Here is a 14862-nt window from a genome sequence, read left to right as displayed (position 1 = left end):
ATATGGACGACAAATTGCGTATTTTGCTGTGCGAAGATGATGAGAATCTTGGCATGCTTTTGAGAGAATATTTGCAGGCAAAAGGTTATAATGCTGATCTTTTCCCAGATGGAGAAGTTGGATTCAAGGCTTTTCTGAAGAGTAAATATGATTTGGTAGTAACTGACGTGATGATGCCTAGAAAGGATGGTTTTACTTTGGCGCAAGAGATTCGTCAGGCAAATGCAGAAGTTCCTATTATTTTCTTGACTGCTAAAACGCTGAAAGAAGATATTCTGGAAGGATTTAAGATTGGTGCGGACGATTATATTACGAAGCCTTTCAGTATGGAAGAGCTGACATTCCGTATTGAAGCTATCTTGCGTCGTGTACGTGGAAAACGTAACCGTGAAAGTACAGTGTACAAGATTGGTCGTTTTACCTTTGATACTCAGAAACAGATTTTGTCAATTGGTGACAAACAGACTAAGTTGACTACAAAAGAATCTGAATTGTTAGGCTTACTTTGTGCACATGCAAATGAAATTCTTCAGAGAGATTTTGCATTGAAAACTATCTGGATTGATGACAATTACTTCAATGCAAGAAGCATGGATGTGTATATCACAAAATTGCGTAAGCACCTGAAAGAAGATGATTCAATTGAAATTATCAATATTCACGGAAAGGGATATAAATTGATTACTCCGGAAGGTGAATAAAGACTTTTCGGAAGTGAGCAATAAAAAAGCCTGAATTAAACATTCAGGCTTTTTTATTGCTGTTGATTGAAAAATCAATCTGTAATTCTTTTGTTCAGGATGATATATGAAATCAATCCGGCAACAACGAGTAACAAAGAAACTCCCAATACTGCGTTATTGTTCACATTACCTGTTGCATAGCTTGCAATGAGAATCACAGCACCGATGATAACCAATATCACTCCTAAATTCTGTAATAAGCTTTTCATGTGTGTCTTCTTTTTTATGGTTTATTTATTCATGGTTACAAATTAAAGCATAATTCTTTTATCCGAAAAATTATTTCGTGAAAAAAAACGGAAATTTGAGCATATATGTAGGTCGTTTTATAAAAGCTTGACAAATGAAATGATTTTTATGTTTCTATTAAATGCCAGATAGGTAAAAAACTTCCGTTTTTTAGTCTTTTGTGTTATTGAAGATTTTTCGAAGTACTTCTTGACTAATTCTCAATTCTTCTAATGTTAGTCCGTGCAAAGCTTCTTTTAATGTCTTGTTGGCTATAAAGCGTGCTTTTTCCTCTAATTTTTTACCAGTTTCTGTCAGATGAATTTTATTGGTCCGACGGTCTTTTTTGTCTGATACACGTATAACTAGGTGCAGTTTTTCCATATTGTCGATCAGACGGGTCATACTGGGTTTGTCTTTAAAGGTTGCATTGCATAACTCTTGCTGGGTAACTCCGTCCTTTTCCCAAAGGTAGAGTAGCACGGTCCATTGCTCCGGTGTAATTTCCATGTCATTTAATCGGAAGTTCCGGCTCAGTTTTCTGTTAATGGCGGCTGATACTTTTCCGTTTAAAATGGCAAATATCAGCTGAATGTCAAAATTGAATTGTTCTATCATGTAATTATTGTTTAAACAACTTTGCAAATATACGACATTTCACCTATATATAAAGTAGGGAGAGGAGAGTTTGGAAGATAAATCTCTCTTTTTTAAGAATCTTTATTGCATAAATATATGAGAAGTCTTGGTTTCTTAATTGAAAAGTCGTACCTTTGCCGCGCAAATAAAAAATCATTATTAATTAATTTAATTAACGAATAGTATGAATCAATACGAAACCGTTTTCATTTTAACTCCCGTTTTGTCTGATGTTCAGATGAAGGAAGCGGTAGAGAAGTTCAAAGCTATCCTTACTCAGGAAGGTGCGGAGATCATCAATGAAGAAAACTGGGGATTGAAAAAATTGGCTTACCCAATTCAGAAAAAATCTACAGGATTCTATCAACTGATTGAATTCAAAGCAGAACCGTCTGTAATCGAGAAGCTGGAAGTTAACTACCGTCGTGACGAACGTGTAATCCGTTTCTTGACTTTCAAGATGGATAAGTACGCTGCAGAATACGCTGCTAAGAGAAGAAATGTAAAATCAACTAAAAAGGAGGAAAACTAATCATGGCACAGCAACAATCAGAAATCAGATATTTAACTCCGCCTTCAGTAGACGTTAAGAAGAAAAAATACTGTCGTTTCAAAAAGAGCGGTATTAAGTACATCGACTACAAAGATCCTGAATTCTTGAAGAAATTCTTGAACGAACAGGGTAAAATCCTTCCGCGCCGTATTACAGGTACTTCATTGAAGTTCCAGCGTCGTATTGCGCAGGCTGTTAAGAGAGCTCGTCACTTGGCTTTGCTGCCTTTCGTAACTGATATGATGAAATAATAAAGGAGGAATAAGAATATGGAACTGATTTTGAAAGAAGACGTAGTTAACTTGGGCTACAAGAATGATATTGTAACCGTTAAGTCTGGTTATGGTCGTAACTATCTTATTCCGACAGGTAAAGCTGTGATTGCTTCTCCGGCTGCAAAGAAAATGTTGGCTGAAGAATTGAAACAGCGTGCTCACAAATTGGAGAAGATTAAGAAAGATGCTGAAGCTGTTGCAGAAACATTGAAGGGTGTTTCTTTGACTATCGCTACAAAGGTAAGTGCAACAGGTGTTATCTATGGTTCAGTAGGTAATATTCAGATTGCTGATGAATTGGCTAAGTTGGGTCACAACATCGATCGTAAGATCATCGTTGTTAAAGATAACGTAAAAGAAGTTGGACACTACAAAGCTGTGGTTAAACTTCACAAGGAAGTTTCTGTAGAAATTCCTTTCGAAGTAGTTGCAGAAGAAGCTTAATTTGTATCTGTAAATACTTTAATAAATCCCCCGAATGGACAATGATCTGTTCGGGGTTTTTTATTATGGAATTGGATAAGAGTTAATTATAGTGGCTGTGACTTTGAGCTTTCTTTTCTCTTAGTTTGTAAAAGGTTAGGAGTGAATTAAGTATGATGTGAGAAAAGCGGGGTGAAGAATGGGGCTGTTGCTTGAATAAGATAAATCTGGGGATAAAATATGTTTGTATGAGTGAGGGATAAGTGTGTGATAAAAATATAAGATAGGGTATTAGTAGTTAGCAAAAGGGTATAAAAAAAGTCTGTAGGCTGAGCTTACAGACTTTCAATTCTCTCTGATGTTCGAGATTATTCAGCTACTACTGCTGAGTCAGCGCTAACTGCAGCTGAATCGCAAACTACTGCTGCTGAATCAACAACCGGAGCTGCTTCTTCAACTACTGCTACTGAATCTGAATCAGATGCAACTTCACTGTTAGCTGCTTTGTTTCCGCAAGAAGCGAAAGAAACTGCAGCAAATGCTACGAACAAGAATACTAATTTTTTCATTTTCTTTGCTTTTTAAATCTGTAATACTTATGTTGTTTTCTTAAAACGCTGCAAAGATATAGACTTTTTCAATACGTTGTTCTCTTTTTAGTCACTTTTTTTCAAAAAAATATGTTTTATAACCTATTTGCTTGAATTATAATATGTTGCAAAACATAAATTTTTTCTTCGTATTCTGAGAAATTTCTTAAAAGATGAAGAAATATGTATAGAAGCAGTGAATAGAGGTTGCAAATTTAGAAACACGTTTCAGAAATCGTGAATAATGTGTACCTTTGCAAACTTCTAAAATTGTAAAGAGATATGATTGATACAACTATTTTTCAGGATAAAGTAGCTGTTTATTATACGTTGGGCTGTAAGCTTAATTTTGCAGAAACTTCTTCTATTGGAAAAACGTTAAAGGAAGCAGGAGTTCGAACAGCCAGAAAAGGTGAAAAAGCAGATATTTGTGTGATTAATACCTGTTCGGTGACAGAAATGGCAGATAAAAAATGTCGGCAAGCCATTCATCGTCTTTCTCGTCAGCATCCTGATGCATTTATTGTGGTAACCGGCTGCTATGCTCAGCTGAAACCTGGGCAGGTGGCTGATATAGAAGGAGTGGATTTGGTATTAGGAGCAGAACAGAAGGGTGAGTTGATGAATTATTTAGGCAACTTGCAGAAACATACGCATGGAGAGGCTGTAGTTACTGCTACCAAAGATATTCGTACTTTTTCTCCTTCCTGTTCTCGTGGGGATCGTACCCGTTATTTCCTGAAAGTACAGGATGGATGTGATTATTTCTGCTCTTATTGTACCATTCCATTTGCACGAGGAAGAAGCCGTAATGGAAAGATAGAAGATTTGGTGACACAAGCTCGGCAGGCAGCAGCTGAAGGAGGAAAAGAAATTGTGCTGACCGGAGTGAATATCGGTGATTTTGGAAAGTCAACAGGTGAAACTTTCTTTGATTTAGTAAAGGCCTTAGATGAAGTGGAAGGCATTGAGCGTTATCGTATTTCTTCTATCGAACCCAATCTTCTGACGGATGAAATCATTGAATATGTAGCTCAATCCCGTCGTTTCATGCCTCATTTCCATATTCCTTTGCAATCCGGGTGCGATGAGGTGCTGAAGTTGATGCGCCGTCGTTATGATACGGCTTTGTTTGCTGCTAAGATTGCAAAGATAAAGTCTTTGATGCCTGATGCTTTTATTGGAGTAGATGTCATCGTGGGTACTCGCGGAGAGACTCCTGAATATTTTGAAAAAGCTTATGAGTTTATTAAGGGATTGGATGTAACTCAGCTGCATGTGTTCAGTTACTCAGAACGTCCGGGAACTCAGGCTTTGAAAATTGATTATGTAGTTCCTGCTCAGGAGAAGCATGCCAGAAGCCAGCGCTTACTGGAGCTTTCAGATGAAAAGACGAAAGCTTTCTATGCCCGTCATATTGGTGCAGAAGCAGAAGTGCTGATGGAGAAATCTAAAGCTGGTACACCTATGCACGGTTTTACGAAAAACTACATTCGGGTGGAACTGGTGCACGATGAAAAACTGGATAACCATCTGGTAAAAGTGCGTTTGGGTGATTTTAATGAAGACGGAACGTCGCTTAAAGGAACTATTTTATGATAAAGACAGCTGTAGTCATCTTAAACTGGAATGGGGAAGCCATGCTTCGCCAGTTCTTGCCCTCAGTGATTGCTTGTTCGCGTTTGGAGGGAACGGAAATTTATGTAGCCGACAATGCTTCCACGGATGCTTCGTGTGAGGTGGTAGAAAAAGAATTTCCTTCTGTCCGCCTGATACGCCTGGATAAGAATTATGGTTTTGCCGATGGCTACAACTATGCTTTGCAGAAAATAGATGCGGAATACGTTGTCCTGCTCAACAGTGATGTAGAAGTGACGGAAGGATGGCTTCAGCCGATGGTTGATTATTTGGATACTCATCCGGAGACTGTGGCCTGTCAGCCGAAAATCCGTGCGTATCGTCACCGGAACCTGTTTGAATATGCCGGAGCAAGTGGAGGCTTTATTGACCGTTATGGTTACCCCTTCTGTCGTGGACGCGTTTTTGAGAGTGTAGAGGAAGATAAAGGGCAGTATGACGAGGTGATTCCTGTGTTCTGGGCTACGGGGGCAGCTTTGATGATTCGTCTGGACGTATATCGGAATGTGGGTGGACTGGACGGACGTTTCTTTGCACACATGGAAGAAATAGACTTGTGCTGGCGTTTACGCAATCGAGGCTATCAGCTTGTCTGTATTCCTTCAAGTGCGGTATATCATGTGGGAGGGGCTACCTTGAAAAAGGAAAATCCCCGTAAAACTTTCCTGAATTTCCGGAACAATTTGCTGATGCTGTATAAGAACCTGCCGGAAGAAGAATTAAAGCCTGTGATGCGTGTCCGTACTTTCCTGGATTATTGTGCCGCTGCAGTTTGGGTTTTGAAAGGAGATTTTGCCAATGCCAAAGCCGTGTGGAATGCCCGTCGGGAGTTCTTCCGGATTCGCAGCCAGTTTACTGCCGACCGTCAACAAAACCTGGCCCATACAGTATTGAAGACCATTCCCGAACGCTATTCTTTCAGTCTGGTGTGGCAGGTAAAAGTAAAGGGCCGAAAAACCTTTTCAGCCCTTTCACATTAAAGTTTCTTGAGTTCCTGATACAAGCGTTGTACTGGAAGCCCCATGACATTGAAATAGGAGCCTTCCAGTCGGGAAACTCCTACAAAGCCAATCCATTCTTGTACTCCGTATGCCCCAGCTTTGTCCAGTGGGCGGAATTTTTCTACATAAAATTCAATTTCATCCTCTGTCAGTACGTCGAATGTCACTTGAGTAGTAGCCGAGAACGTACGTTGCAGGCTACGGGTCATCAGACATACTCCGGTAATTACCTGGTGTGTCTTGCCGGAAAGTTCCCGTAACATTTCTTTGGCTTCTTCCAGTGTCCGGGGTTTTCCCAATACCTTTTCGTTGATGCACACCACCGTGTCGGCTGTAATGATTAACTCGTCTTCCGCCATGGAGTTACGATAAGCTTCCGCTTTTTCACGTGAGATGTACATTGGAATTTCTTCTCCTTTCAACGTATCAGGATAGCTTTCATCTATATCCGGAAGTACCCTGACCGTATATTCTAAATTCAGTCCGCTCAGCAATTCTCGTCGTCTAGGAGAATTGGAGGCAAGTACGATTTTATAATGCTGTATGTTTTCTAACGGTTTCATCTCTTGCATATTTATTGGTTACCAGCCAAAGGCAGCCTGTCCGGCCATCCATTTTCCCTGTGCTTTTAAAACCTGTTCAATGACGTCGCGTCCGCAGCCATATCCTCCCTGTCGGTGAGAAATGTATTTGCTGATGGCTTTGATTTCAGGTGCTGCGTCTGCCGGACAACAGGGGAGTCCCACCAGCTGCATTACTTCATAATCGGGTATATCGTCTCCCATGTAAAGCACTTCTTCCGGTTTCAGGTTATATTTTTCTAACAGTTCCTTGTATTCACGGGTTTTTACAGCAGCACCTAAGTACACATCCTTTATACCCAATCCTTCGTAGCGTTTCCGTACGGCTTCCGTCTTTCCCCCTGTGATAATGGCCACATGCAGTCCGCATTTCACAGCCAGCTGCAACGCATATCCGTCTTTGATATTGACAGAACGCATGGGCTCTCCGTCGGGATGCAAAAAGATTGTTTCGGCGCTCAGTACTCCGTCTACATCGAAAAACAGCGCTTTTATTTGAGTCAAATCGTAATTTATCATATCTGAAAAATTAAATGGTCAATGATTGGTTGTTTCATATAAATGGATGTGTTCGCTCAGTAACCGATAGATTTCTGCCAGCTTAGGTTCTTCTTCCAGCATATTCAGGTGGCGGTTAATTACATTTTCATCGTAACGCCTTGCCGGACCGGTTTGTGCTTCCACCGGGGATAATTCATGTACTTTTCGGGCGGTTTCATCTATCAGTGGTAGCATAGACTCAAAAGGAAGGTGTTGTGCCTGAAGCAAATGCTGGCAAATGGCATACATGTGATTGCTAAAGTTGCAGGCAAAGACAGCTGCTATGTGCAGGTATTTCCGCTGTTCCGAACTGGCTTCGTACACTTTTGGACTAAGGCTTCCGGCTATTTCCTGAAGCAGGGACAAGTTCTCCGGCGAATTGGCTTCGAGGAAGAACGGCACTTCTTCAAAATTAACTTCCCGCTGTTTGCTGAAAGTTTGCATGGGGTATGCTACTCCGTAATTTTTGAACTTTCCCTTCCATACTTCCATCGGCATACTTCCGGCAGTGTGCAGGTACAGAGCATCTGGATTACAGTGGGCAAGTTGTGAAATGACTGTTTCCAAAACGGCATCTTTTACCGATACGATGTACAAATCAGCGTGTTCGTCTACCTGTTTCAGGCAGGTGGTCCACGCACATCCTAATGTCTGTGCCAAAGCTTGTGCCGATTCCTGTGTCCGGCTGTAAATTTGCGACAAGTGGAATCCCTTTTGTTGCAGAGCTTGAGCCAGATGAGTGGCTACATTGCCTGCTCCTATGCATACAATGGAAAAATCTTTTTTATTCATCATCCGCGTGAAGATAAGAAGTAAAGTAAAACTCCGATGACCAGCAAGGTGGCGGGCAGGAGGAAAGTCGACATCTGTCCCAGCAGAGAGATAACCAGTCCGATATTCTGAATCAGCCAGATACCTAATAAGATGAGTCCTACCGATTTGTCACTTTTGAACCACAGAAAAATAATGGCTGCATACAGCAACATCGTATCTTTTTGCATCACCCACGGCAGTCCGAGGTGACCGAATCCGACCCATTTGTCTATCAGGTAGAGTAGTCCTGTCAGTACAAGAAAAACGGCTGTAGCCCGATAGGTATCTTTGTGTTTGCCCGATGCTGCTGCCATTATTTCCCTCCAAATTTATTGATATGTACTTTTTCCCATTGCAGGTGTGACTCATCAAAAGGTTTGCGTTCCATCCCCTTGTGTCCCACAGCAATGACGGACAGCACTTGCAACTGTAAAGGAAGGTCCAACAGTTCATGGATATATTCGTTGGCCGGTGTTCCGTTGGCGGTAAACCTTTCTCTTACCTGTACCCAGCAACTTCCCAGTCCCAAATCTTCTGCCTGAAGCTGAATCATGATTGACGCAATGGAAGCATCTTCAATCCACACATCGCTGGCGAGCGGGTCGGCAGTCACTACAATCGCCAGTGCAGCATCTTTTACGAATGCCGCTCCCGATTCCTTACAGAAAGATAATTTTTCCAGTGTGTTCTTGTCGTCTACGACGATGAACTGCCAGCAATTGGAGCGTTTGGAAGACGGAGCCATCAGGGCCGCCTTCAGTAATGTGAGCACCTGATCTTGTGTCAGTTCCTCATTCGTAAACTTTCGCATGCTTCGCCGGTTTTTGATTAAATCACTGAAGTTTTCCATAAAAATTTAGTTTGTTTGGACAAATATAAGGCTTCCCCGTTAAATCCTCAATAAAAAAATGTAAATTTGCATCACATGAACATCCGTTTAGCTACATATTATCATGCTAAGGATGTACCCGCCCTTCCGGGGTCAAACATCTTTCATTCTACGGAACTGTTCCATGTATTGGAACAGACAAGGGGAGTTCGTCCGCTTTTGCTGGTAGCCTACGAGGGGAAATCTCCTGTGGGAAAGCTGCTATGCATCACTCGCCGTTCTACCAATTTACTACGTTTTGCCGAAAAGAGTTATGCGTACGGCACAGGTGAATACTTTCCTTCTTCTTATCCGAAAGAACATATTTTTCAGGAACTGCTTTCCTACTTTACGCAGCAGTTCGCAGAGAAATCTTTTCTTTTAGAATTTCGTAATCTGGAAGAACCTTTGTTTGGTTACCGTTATTTCCGGCAAAACGGATATTTCCCGATACGCTGGCTTCGGGTACGCAACTCTTTGCACCATGATTCGTTGGACAAATGGATGAGTACTTCCCGCAAGCGGCAAATTCATCAGGGACTGAAGAATGGAGCCGTAATTGATGTGGCACGTACAGAAACAGATGTGCAGGCTTTTTTCAGTATGCTCAAGCATTATTATTCGCCCAAGATTCATCGTTACCTGCCCGACATTGGTTTCTTCACTACTTTTCTGACGCATTCATCCCATTGCGGACGGATTTTTATCATTCGTTATAAAAACAAGATTATCGGAGGTTCGGTCTGTCTGTTTTCTGGAGAAGATGCCTATTTGCTTTTTTCCGGGGGGATGAGAAAAACGTATCCGCTGCAGTTTCCGGGAGTTCTTGCCGTATGGGGAGCCATGCAGTATGCCCGTGAGCATGGATATGCTCATTTTGAATTTATTGAAGCCGGGTTACCTTTTAAGAAATACGGTTTCCGTGACTTTATTCTGCGTTTCGGCGGAAAGCAGATGAGCAGTCGCCGCTGGTTTCATGTGCGTTGGAACTGGCTGAATCGTCTGCTGACAAAAATCTATGTATAGCCCCCTTTCCATACTTCTCTCAATGGATTAAACTCTTTTTAAACAACGGGATTTCTTTGAAAAAATCGTCAAAAAGTTTCTTTTTTCAGCACAATTTTCTTTTCTTTGTCTGTGTGTATATTAAACACGTACTTTAATTTAATACCCATAAAAAACAATTCTATTATGAAAATCTCTCACATTGAACATTTGGGCATTGCGGTCAACAGTATCGAAGAAGCCCTTCCTTATTATGAAAACGTCCTCGGATTGAAATGCTATAACGTAGAAACCGTAGAAGACCAGAAGGTAAAGACTGCGTTTTTGAAATGTGGTGACACAAAAATTGAATTGCTGGAACCAACCGGTCCTGACAGCACGATTGCCAAGTTTATTGAAAATCGCGGCATGGGCGTACATCATGTGGCATTTGCAGTAGAAGACGGAGTGGCCAATGCGCTGGCACAGGCTGAAGGAGCAGGCATTCGTTTGATTGACAAGGCTCCGCGTAAAGGAGCAGAAGGCCTTCACATTGCATTCCTCCACCCGAAATCTACCATGGGCGTATTGACGGAACTTTGTGAAAAATAACCACCGGGAAAAGACCCTTATTTAATTATCAAATATAAATACTAATACCATGAGTAACCAACTTGAAAAAGTAAAAGAATTAATAGAGCTTCGCGCACAGGCCCGTTTGGGCGGAGGTGCGAAAGCTATCGAAAAACAACACGATAAAGGTAAGTACACAGCCCGCGAACGTATTTCCATGCTCCTTGACGAAGGCAGCTTTGAAGAAATGGACATGTTCGTACAGCATCGTTGCACAAACTTCGGAATGGACAAGAAGCATTATTTGGGAGACGGCGTCGTAACCGGATACGGAACAATCGAAGGCCGTCTGGTTTATGTTTTTGCCCAGGATTTCACGGTATCTGCTGGCTCCTTGTCTGAAACCATGTCACTGAAAATCTGCAAGGTGATGGATATGGCCATGAAAATGGGAGCTCCCTGTATTGGATTGAATGACTCTGGTGGTGCACGTATTCAGGAAGGTATCAACGCTTTGGCGGGCTATGCAGAGATTTTCCAGCGTAATATTCTGGCTTCGGGAGTTATTCCGCAAATTTCCGGTATTTTCGGCCCATGTGCAGGAGGTGCAGTGTATTCTCCGGCTTTGACAGACTTCACCTTGATGATGGAAGGTACTTCTTATATGTTCCTTACCGGTCCGAAGGTCGTAAAGACTGTGACAGGCGAAGATGTATCACAGGAAGACCTGGGAGGTGCCAGTGTACATTCCACTCGTTCCGGTGTGACTCATTTCACGGCTTCTACAGAAGAAGAAGGGTTGGCATTGATTCGTAAATTGTTGAGCTATATCCCTCAGAACAACCTGGAAGAACCGCCTTATGTTGATTGTACCGACCCGATAGACCGCTTGGAAGATTCTTTGAATGAAATCGTACCCGACAGCCCGAATAAGGCTTACGATATGTATGAAGTAATCGGTGCCATTGTCGATAATGGTGAATTCCTTGAAATCCAGCGTGATTTTGCCAAGAATATCATTATCGGTTTTGCACGTTTCAACGGACAGTCAGTGGGTATCGTAGCCAACCAGCCGAAATTCTTGGCCGGTGTGCTCGATTGCAATGCTTCTCGTAAGGCTGCCCGTTTCGTTCGTTTCTGCGATGCCTTCAACATTCCTATCGTATCACTCGTAGACGTTCCGGGATTCTTGCCGGGAACAGGTCAGGAATACAATGCGGTTATTCTGCATGGTGCGAAGTTGCTGTATGCATACGGTGAAGCTACCGTGCCTAAAGTAACAGTAACCCTTCGTAAGTCGTATGGAGGTTCTCACATCGTGATGAGCTGTAAGCAGTTGCGTGGCGATATGAACTATGCATGGCCTACTGCTGAGATTGCCGTGATGGGAGGAGCCGGTGCCGTAGAAGTACTGTATGCAAAGGAAGCAAAAGAAGCACCCGATCCGAAAGCCTTTATGGCCGAAAAAGAAGCCGAATATACCAAGCTGTTTGCTAACCCGTATAATGCAGCCAAGTATGGTTACATTGACGATGTGATTGAACCGCGTAACACACGTTTCCGCATTATTCGTGCTTTGCAGCAGTTACAGACTAAGAAGCTGAGCAATCCGGCTAAGAAACACGGTAATATTCCTTTGTAATAGTAACTAAAACTTGACAATGATGATGAAAACACATAAAATCGGAATATTTCTGGCCCTGTTTCTGCTGGTCGGGTTCTCGTCCTGTAAGGAGCAGAATACTGCGTCCAAGTTGCTTATCAATGAAGTCTTGATTGATAATGAAAGCAACTTTCAGGATGATTATGGCATCCACAGCGGTTGGGTAGAAATATTCAACAGAGCTTACAGTAGTGCCGACCTGGCCGGATGCTATCTGAGAGTGAGCAGTCAGCCGGGCGATACTTTGTCTTATTTTATTCCTAAGGGAGATGTGCTGACCTTGCTCAAACCGCGTCAGCATGCTCTTTTCTGGGCCGACGGGGCACCAAGAAGAGGAACCTTCCATACCAACTTTGTATTTAGCAAGACACAAGACAACTGGATTGGTTTGTACGACTCCGGTAAAAAATTGCTGGATGAGGTGGTAGTTCCCGCAGGTATGCTTCAGGCTGACCAGTCGTATGCACGCGTAGGTGATGGTACGGCTACATGGGAAGTGAAGGGTGGAAGTGAAGACAAATATGTCACTCCGAGCACCAATAACCAGACCATCGAGAGCAATCCGAAGATGGAGAATTTCGAACAGCATGACCCTGTAGGTATCGGTATGGCTATTTCTGCCATGAGTGTGGTATTTACCGGACTTATCTTGCTTTACCTGTGCTTTAAATTCGTGGGCAAACTGGCGGTTAAGTTGCGTAAGCGTAACGCCATGAAAGCGCAGAATGTCACCGACAAGCAGGAAGCAAAAGAACGTAAGTTGGGTGAAGCTCCGGGTGAAGTGATTGCTGCCATCTCTATGGCTTTGCACGAAGCACAGGGAGCCGACCACGATGTGGAAGAAACCATCCTGACCATCAGTCGGGTAAAACGAAGCTATTCACCGTGGAGTTCTAAGATTTATACATTGCGTGAAACTCCTCATAAGAAATAACCTCTAAAGCATAACGAAAACCATGAAAGAATACAGATATAAAATTAACGGAAATCTTTACAAGGTGACCGTGGGAGACATAGAAGACAATAATGTACATGTAGAAGTAAACGGAACGGCGTATACCGTGGAACTGGAAAAGAAAGCCGGTCCGAAAATCAAACCGGTAGTTCGTACGGCAGCTACTACGCCGGCAGCTCCTCCTCCAGCAGTGAGCCGTCCGGTTGTGGCAGGCAGCAAGTCGGGTATCAAGTCTCCGCTTCCGGGTGTTATTCTGGAAATCAAGGTGAAAGAAGGAGATACCGTGAAACGCGGACAGACATTGCTCGTGCTCGAAGCCATGAAGATGGAAAACGACATCAAGGCCGACCGTGACGGTAAGGTAACCGCCATCAAGGTGAGCAAGGGAGAATCAATACTCGAAGGTACAGACCTTATAATCATTGAATAATTATGGGAGAATTTGCTAGTTTTTTACAGAATAACCTGGCCGATTTCTGGACCTATACCGGCTTTCATAACGCCACGCTCCAGCATGTGGTGATGATTCTGGTCGGTATATTCTTCATCTATCTGGCCGTGGCAAAAGAATTTGAGCCGATGTTGCTGATTCCTATCGGCTTCGGTATCTTGATTGGTAACATTCCCTTCAATATGGAGGCCGGATTGAAAGTCGGGCTTTATGAGGAGGGTTCCGTATTGAACATTTTGTACCAGGGAGTCACGTCCGGCTGGTATCCGCCCCTTATCTTCTTAGGTATTGGTGCCATGACCGACTTTTCGGCCCTGATTTCCAATCCGAAGCTGATGCTGATTGGGGCGGCAGCACAGTTTGGTATCTTTGGTGCATACATGATTGCCTTGGCTTGGGGCTTCGACCCGATGCAGGCTGGAGCTATCGGTATCATTGGTGGTGCCGACGGTCCGACCGCTATCTTCCTTTCATCCAAGCTGGCACCTAACCTGATGGGAGCCATTGCCGTGTCGGCCTATTCCTACATGGCCCTTGTGCCGGTGATACAGCCGCCTATCATGCGTTTGCTCACTACCAAGAAGGAAAGACTGATTCGCATGAAAGCACCTCGTGCCGTGTCACACACAGAAAAGGTGATGTTCCCAATCGTAGGTTTGTTGTTGACCTGCTTCCTGGTTCCTTCCGGTCTGCCTTTGTTGGGTATGCTGTTCTTCGGTAACCTGTTGAAGGAAAGTGGTGTAACACGTCGTCTGGCTGAAACAGCCCGTGGTCCGCTGATTGACACCATTACCATTTTGTTAGGACTTACCGTAGGAGCTTCTACTCAGGCTTCTGAGTTCCTGACTGTGGATTCTCTGAAAATCTTCGGTTTGGGTGCTTTGTCATTCGTTATCGCTACAGCTTCAGGTGTGATTTTCGTAAAGATTTTCAACCTGATTCTTCCGAAAGGTGATAAGATTAATCCGCTTATCGGTAATGCTGGTGTATCTGCTGTGCCCGACTCAGCCCGTATTTCTCAGGTAGTAGGTTTGGAATATGATCCAAGCAACTACTTGTTGATGCACGCCATGGGTCCGAACGTAGCAGGTGTAATCGGTTCGGCAGTCGCTGCCGGTATCTTGCTGGGATTCCTGATTTAAAAGATTACGATATCAGAACAGGGGGATGCATTTCACACATAATGCATCCCCCTGTTGTTTTGGTATAGCTCAGTTGAAGCAATGTCTTTTGACTTGTTCATTTTCTACAAGGCGTTTCTATAAAAATATCTTGACACGTTCGTGCCGAGACCTTGACACGTTGCTGATGAGAGCTCGTCACGTTCGTGTCGAGGTATTGTCA

The 14862-nt window shown here is 43.1% G+C and carries 20 protein-coding genes; 12 read left to right on the top strand and 8 right to left on the bottom strand.

All coding sequences use genetic code 11. The features are described from left to right. Window positions 1-2 precede the first annotated feature (2 nt). Entirely contained in the window at window positions 3-701 is a 699-nt protein-coding gene (rprY, locus tag BACPLE_RS14240) for a response regulator transcription factor RprY (RefSeq protein WP_007563193.1), read from the top strand. 74 nt (window positions 702-775) lie between these two features. Here the strand turns inward: rprY and BACPLE_RS19500 are convergent, their stop codons facing one another. Both BACPLE_RS19500 and BACPLE_RS14235 read right to left on the bottom strand, forming a co-directional pair. Next, entirely contained in the window at window positions 776-952 is a 177-nt protein-coding gene (locus BACPLE_RS19500; RefSeq protein ID WP_007563191.1) for a hypothetical protein, read from the bottom strand. A gap of 190 nt (window positions 953-1142) precedes the next feature. Beyond that, window positions 1143-1589 (bottom strand): MarR family winged helix-turn-helix transcriptional regulator, encoded by a 447-nt coding sequence (locus BACPLE_RS14235; RefSeq protein WP_007563189.1) that lies wholly within the window; start codon window positions 1587-1589, stop codon window positions 1143-1145. A gap of 205 nt (window positions 1590-1794) precedes the next feature. Between BACPLE_RS14235 and rpsF the strand changes: the two genes are divergently transcribed. From rpsF to rplI, 3 genes are read left to right on the top strand one after another with little or no spacing between them, the layout of a single operon-like run. Further along, window positions 1795-2142: a 30S ribosomal protein S6 gene (gene rpsF, locus BACPLE_RS14230; protein WP_007563184.1), complete on the top strand. Its 348-nt coding sequence runs from the start codon at window positions 1795-1797 to the stop codon at window positions 2140-2142. Window positions 2143-2144: 2 nt separating this feature from the next. After that, window positions 2145-2414, top strand: coding sequence for a 30S ribosomal protein S18 (gene rpsR, locus BACPLE_RS14225; protein ID WP_005841178.1), 270 nt, complete (start codon window positions 2145-2147; stop codon window positions 2412-2414). A gap of 18 nt (window positions 2415-2432) precedes the next feature. Continuing rightward, window positions 2433-2882, top strand: coding sequence for a 50S ribosomal protein L9 (rplI, locus tag BACPLE_RS14220; RefSeq protein ID WP_007563170.1), 450 nt, complete (start codon window positions 2433-2435; stop codon window positions 2880-2882). A gap of 347 nt (window positions 2883-3229) precedes the next feature. Here the strand turns inward: rplI and BACPLE_RS14215 are convergent, their stop codons facing one another. Next, on the bottom strand, window positions 3230-3430 hold the full coding sequence (locus tag BACPLE_RS14215; protein ID WP_007563168.1) for a PG1828 family lipoprotein: 201 nt from the start codon (window positions 3428-3430) through the stop codon (window positions 3230-3232). A gap of 303 nt (window positions 3431-3733) precedes the next feature. On the opposite strand from BACPLE_RS14215, the gene mtaB reads away from it, so the two are divergent. Both mtaB and BACPLE_RS14205 read left to right on the top strand, forming a co-directional pair. Then, entirely contained in the window at window positions 3734-5050 is a 1317-nt protein-coding gene (gene mtaB, locus BACPLE_RS14210; protein ID WP_007563165.1) for a tRNA (N(6)-L-threonylcarbamoyladenosine(37)-C(2))-methylthiotransferase MtaB, read from the top strand. Then, a complete protein-coding gene (locus tag BACPLE_RS14205; RefSeq protein WP_007563164.1) occupies window positions 5047-6069 on the top strand; it encodes a glycosyltransferase family 2 protein in 1023 nt (340 codons plus the stop codon). Before mtaB ends, BACPLE_RS14205 begins: the two co-directional genes overlap by 4 nt. Here BACPLE_RS14205 and BACPLE_RS14200 read toward each other — a convergent pair. From BACPLE_RS14200 to BACPLE_RS14180, 5 genes are read right to left on the bottom strand one after another with little or no spacing between them, the layout of a single operon-like run. Further along, window positions 6066-6662 (bottom strand): Maf-like protein, encoded by a 597-nt coding sequence (locus BACPLE_RS14200; RefSeq protein WP_007563162.1) that lies wholly within the window; start codon window positions 6660-6662, stop codon window positions 6066-6068. The two genes, BACPLE_RS14205 and BACPLE_RS14200, sit on opposite strands and share 4 nt — an antisense overlap. 9 nt (window positions 6663-6671) lie before the next feature. Beyond that, entirely contained in the window at window positions 6672-7190 is a 519-nt protein-coding gene (locus BACPLE_RS14195) for a KdsC family phosphatase (protein ID WP_007563159.1), read from the bottom strand. An 18-nt stretch (window positions 7191-7208) separates the two neighbouring features. Next, complete coding sequence (locus tag BACPLE_RS14190) at window positions 7209-8006, bottom strand: Rossmann-like and DUF2520 domain-containing protein (protein ID WP_007563156.1); 798 nt, start codon at window positions 8004-8006, stop codon at window positions 7209-7211. Beyond that, window positions 8003-8338: a hypothetical protein gene (locus BACPLE_RS14185; RefSeq protein ID WP_007563154.1), complete on the bottom strand. Its 336-nt coding sequence runs from the start codon at window positions 8336-8338 to the stop codon at window positions 8003-8005. Before BACPLE_RS14185 ends, BACPLE_RS14190 begins: the two co-directional genes overlap by 4 nt. Then, a complete protein-coding gene (locus tag BACPLE_RS14180) occupies window positions 8338-8874 on the bottom strand; it encodes a nitroreductase family protein (RefSeq protein ID WP_007563152.1) in 537 nt (178 codons plus the stop codon). The genes BACPLE_RS14185 and BACPLE_RS14180 overlap by 1 nt, the downstream gene beginning before the upstream one ends. Window positions 8875-8949: 75 nt before the next feature. On the opposite strand from BACPLE_RS14180, the gene BACPLE_RS14175 reads away from it, so the two are divergent. The 6 genes from BACPLE_RS14175 to BACPLE_RS14150 all read left to right on the top strand — a co-directional run bounded on the left by BACPLE_RS14175 (window position 8950) and on the right by BACPLE_RS14150 (window position 14660). Further along, a complete protein-coding gene (locus tag BACPLE_RS14175; protein ID WP_007563150.1) occupies window positions 8950-9918 on the top strand; it encodes a GNAT family N-acetyltransferase in 969 nt (322 codons plus the stop codon). A 165-nt stretch (window positions 9919-10083) separates the two neighbouring features. Continuing rightward, window positions 10084-10488, top strand: a complete 405-nt coding sequence (gene mce, locus BACPLE_RS14170) for a methylmalonyl-CoA epimerase (protein WP_007563149.1) — start codon at window positions 10084-10086, stop codon at window positions 10486-10488. 49 nt (window positions 10489-10537) lie between these two features. After that, window positions 10538-12091: an acyl-CoA carboxylase subunit beta gene (locus BACPLE_RS14165; RefSeq protein ID WP_007563148.1), complete on the top strand. Its 1554-nt coding sequence runs from the start codon at window positions 10538-10540 to the stop codon at window positions 12089-12091. Between the two features lie 25 nt (window positions 12092-12116). Then, window positions 12117-13046, top strand: a complete 930-nt coding sequence (locus BACPLE_RS14160) for an OadG family transporter subunit (RefSeq protein ID WP_040313306.1) — start codon at window positions 12117-12119, stop codon at window positions 13044-13046. 22 nt (window positions 13047-13068) lie between these two features. Then, window positions 13069-13497 (top strand): biotin/lipoyl-containing protein, encoded by a 429-nt coding sequence (locus BACPLE_RS14155; protein ID WP_007563146.1) that lies wholly within the window; start codon window positions 13069-13071, stop codon window positions 13495-13497. Between the two features lie 2 nt (window positions 13498-13499). Next, on the top strand, window positions 13500-14660 hold the full coding sequence (locus tag BACPLE_RS14150; protein WP_007563145.1) for a sodium ion-translocating decarboxylase subunit beta: 1161 nt from the start codon (window positions 13500-13502) through the stop codon (window positions 14658-14660). Window positions 14661-14862 lie beyond the last annotated feature (202 nt).

Source organism: Phocaeicola plebeius DSM 17135, from assembly GCF_000187895.1.
Classification (GTDB): domain Bacteria; phylum Bacteroidota; class Bacteroidia; order Bacteroidales; family Bacteroidaceae; genus Phocaeicola; species Phocaeicola plebeius.
The sequence above is the reverse complement of the archived record's forward strand: the minus strand, read 5'-3'. Positions and strand labels throughout refer to the sequence as shown.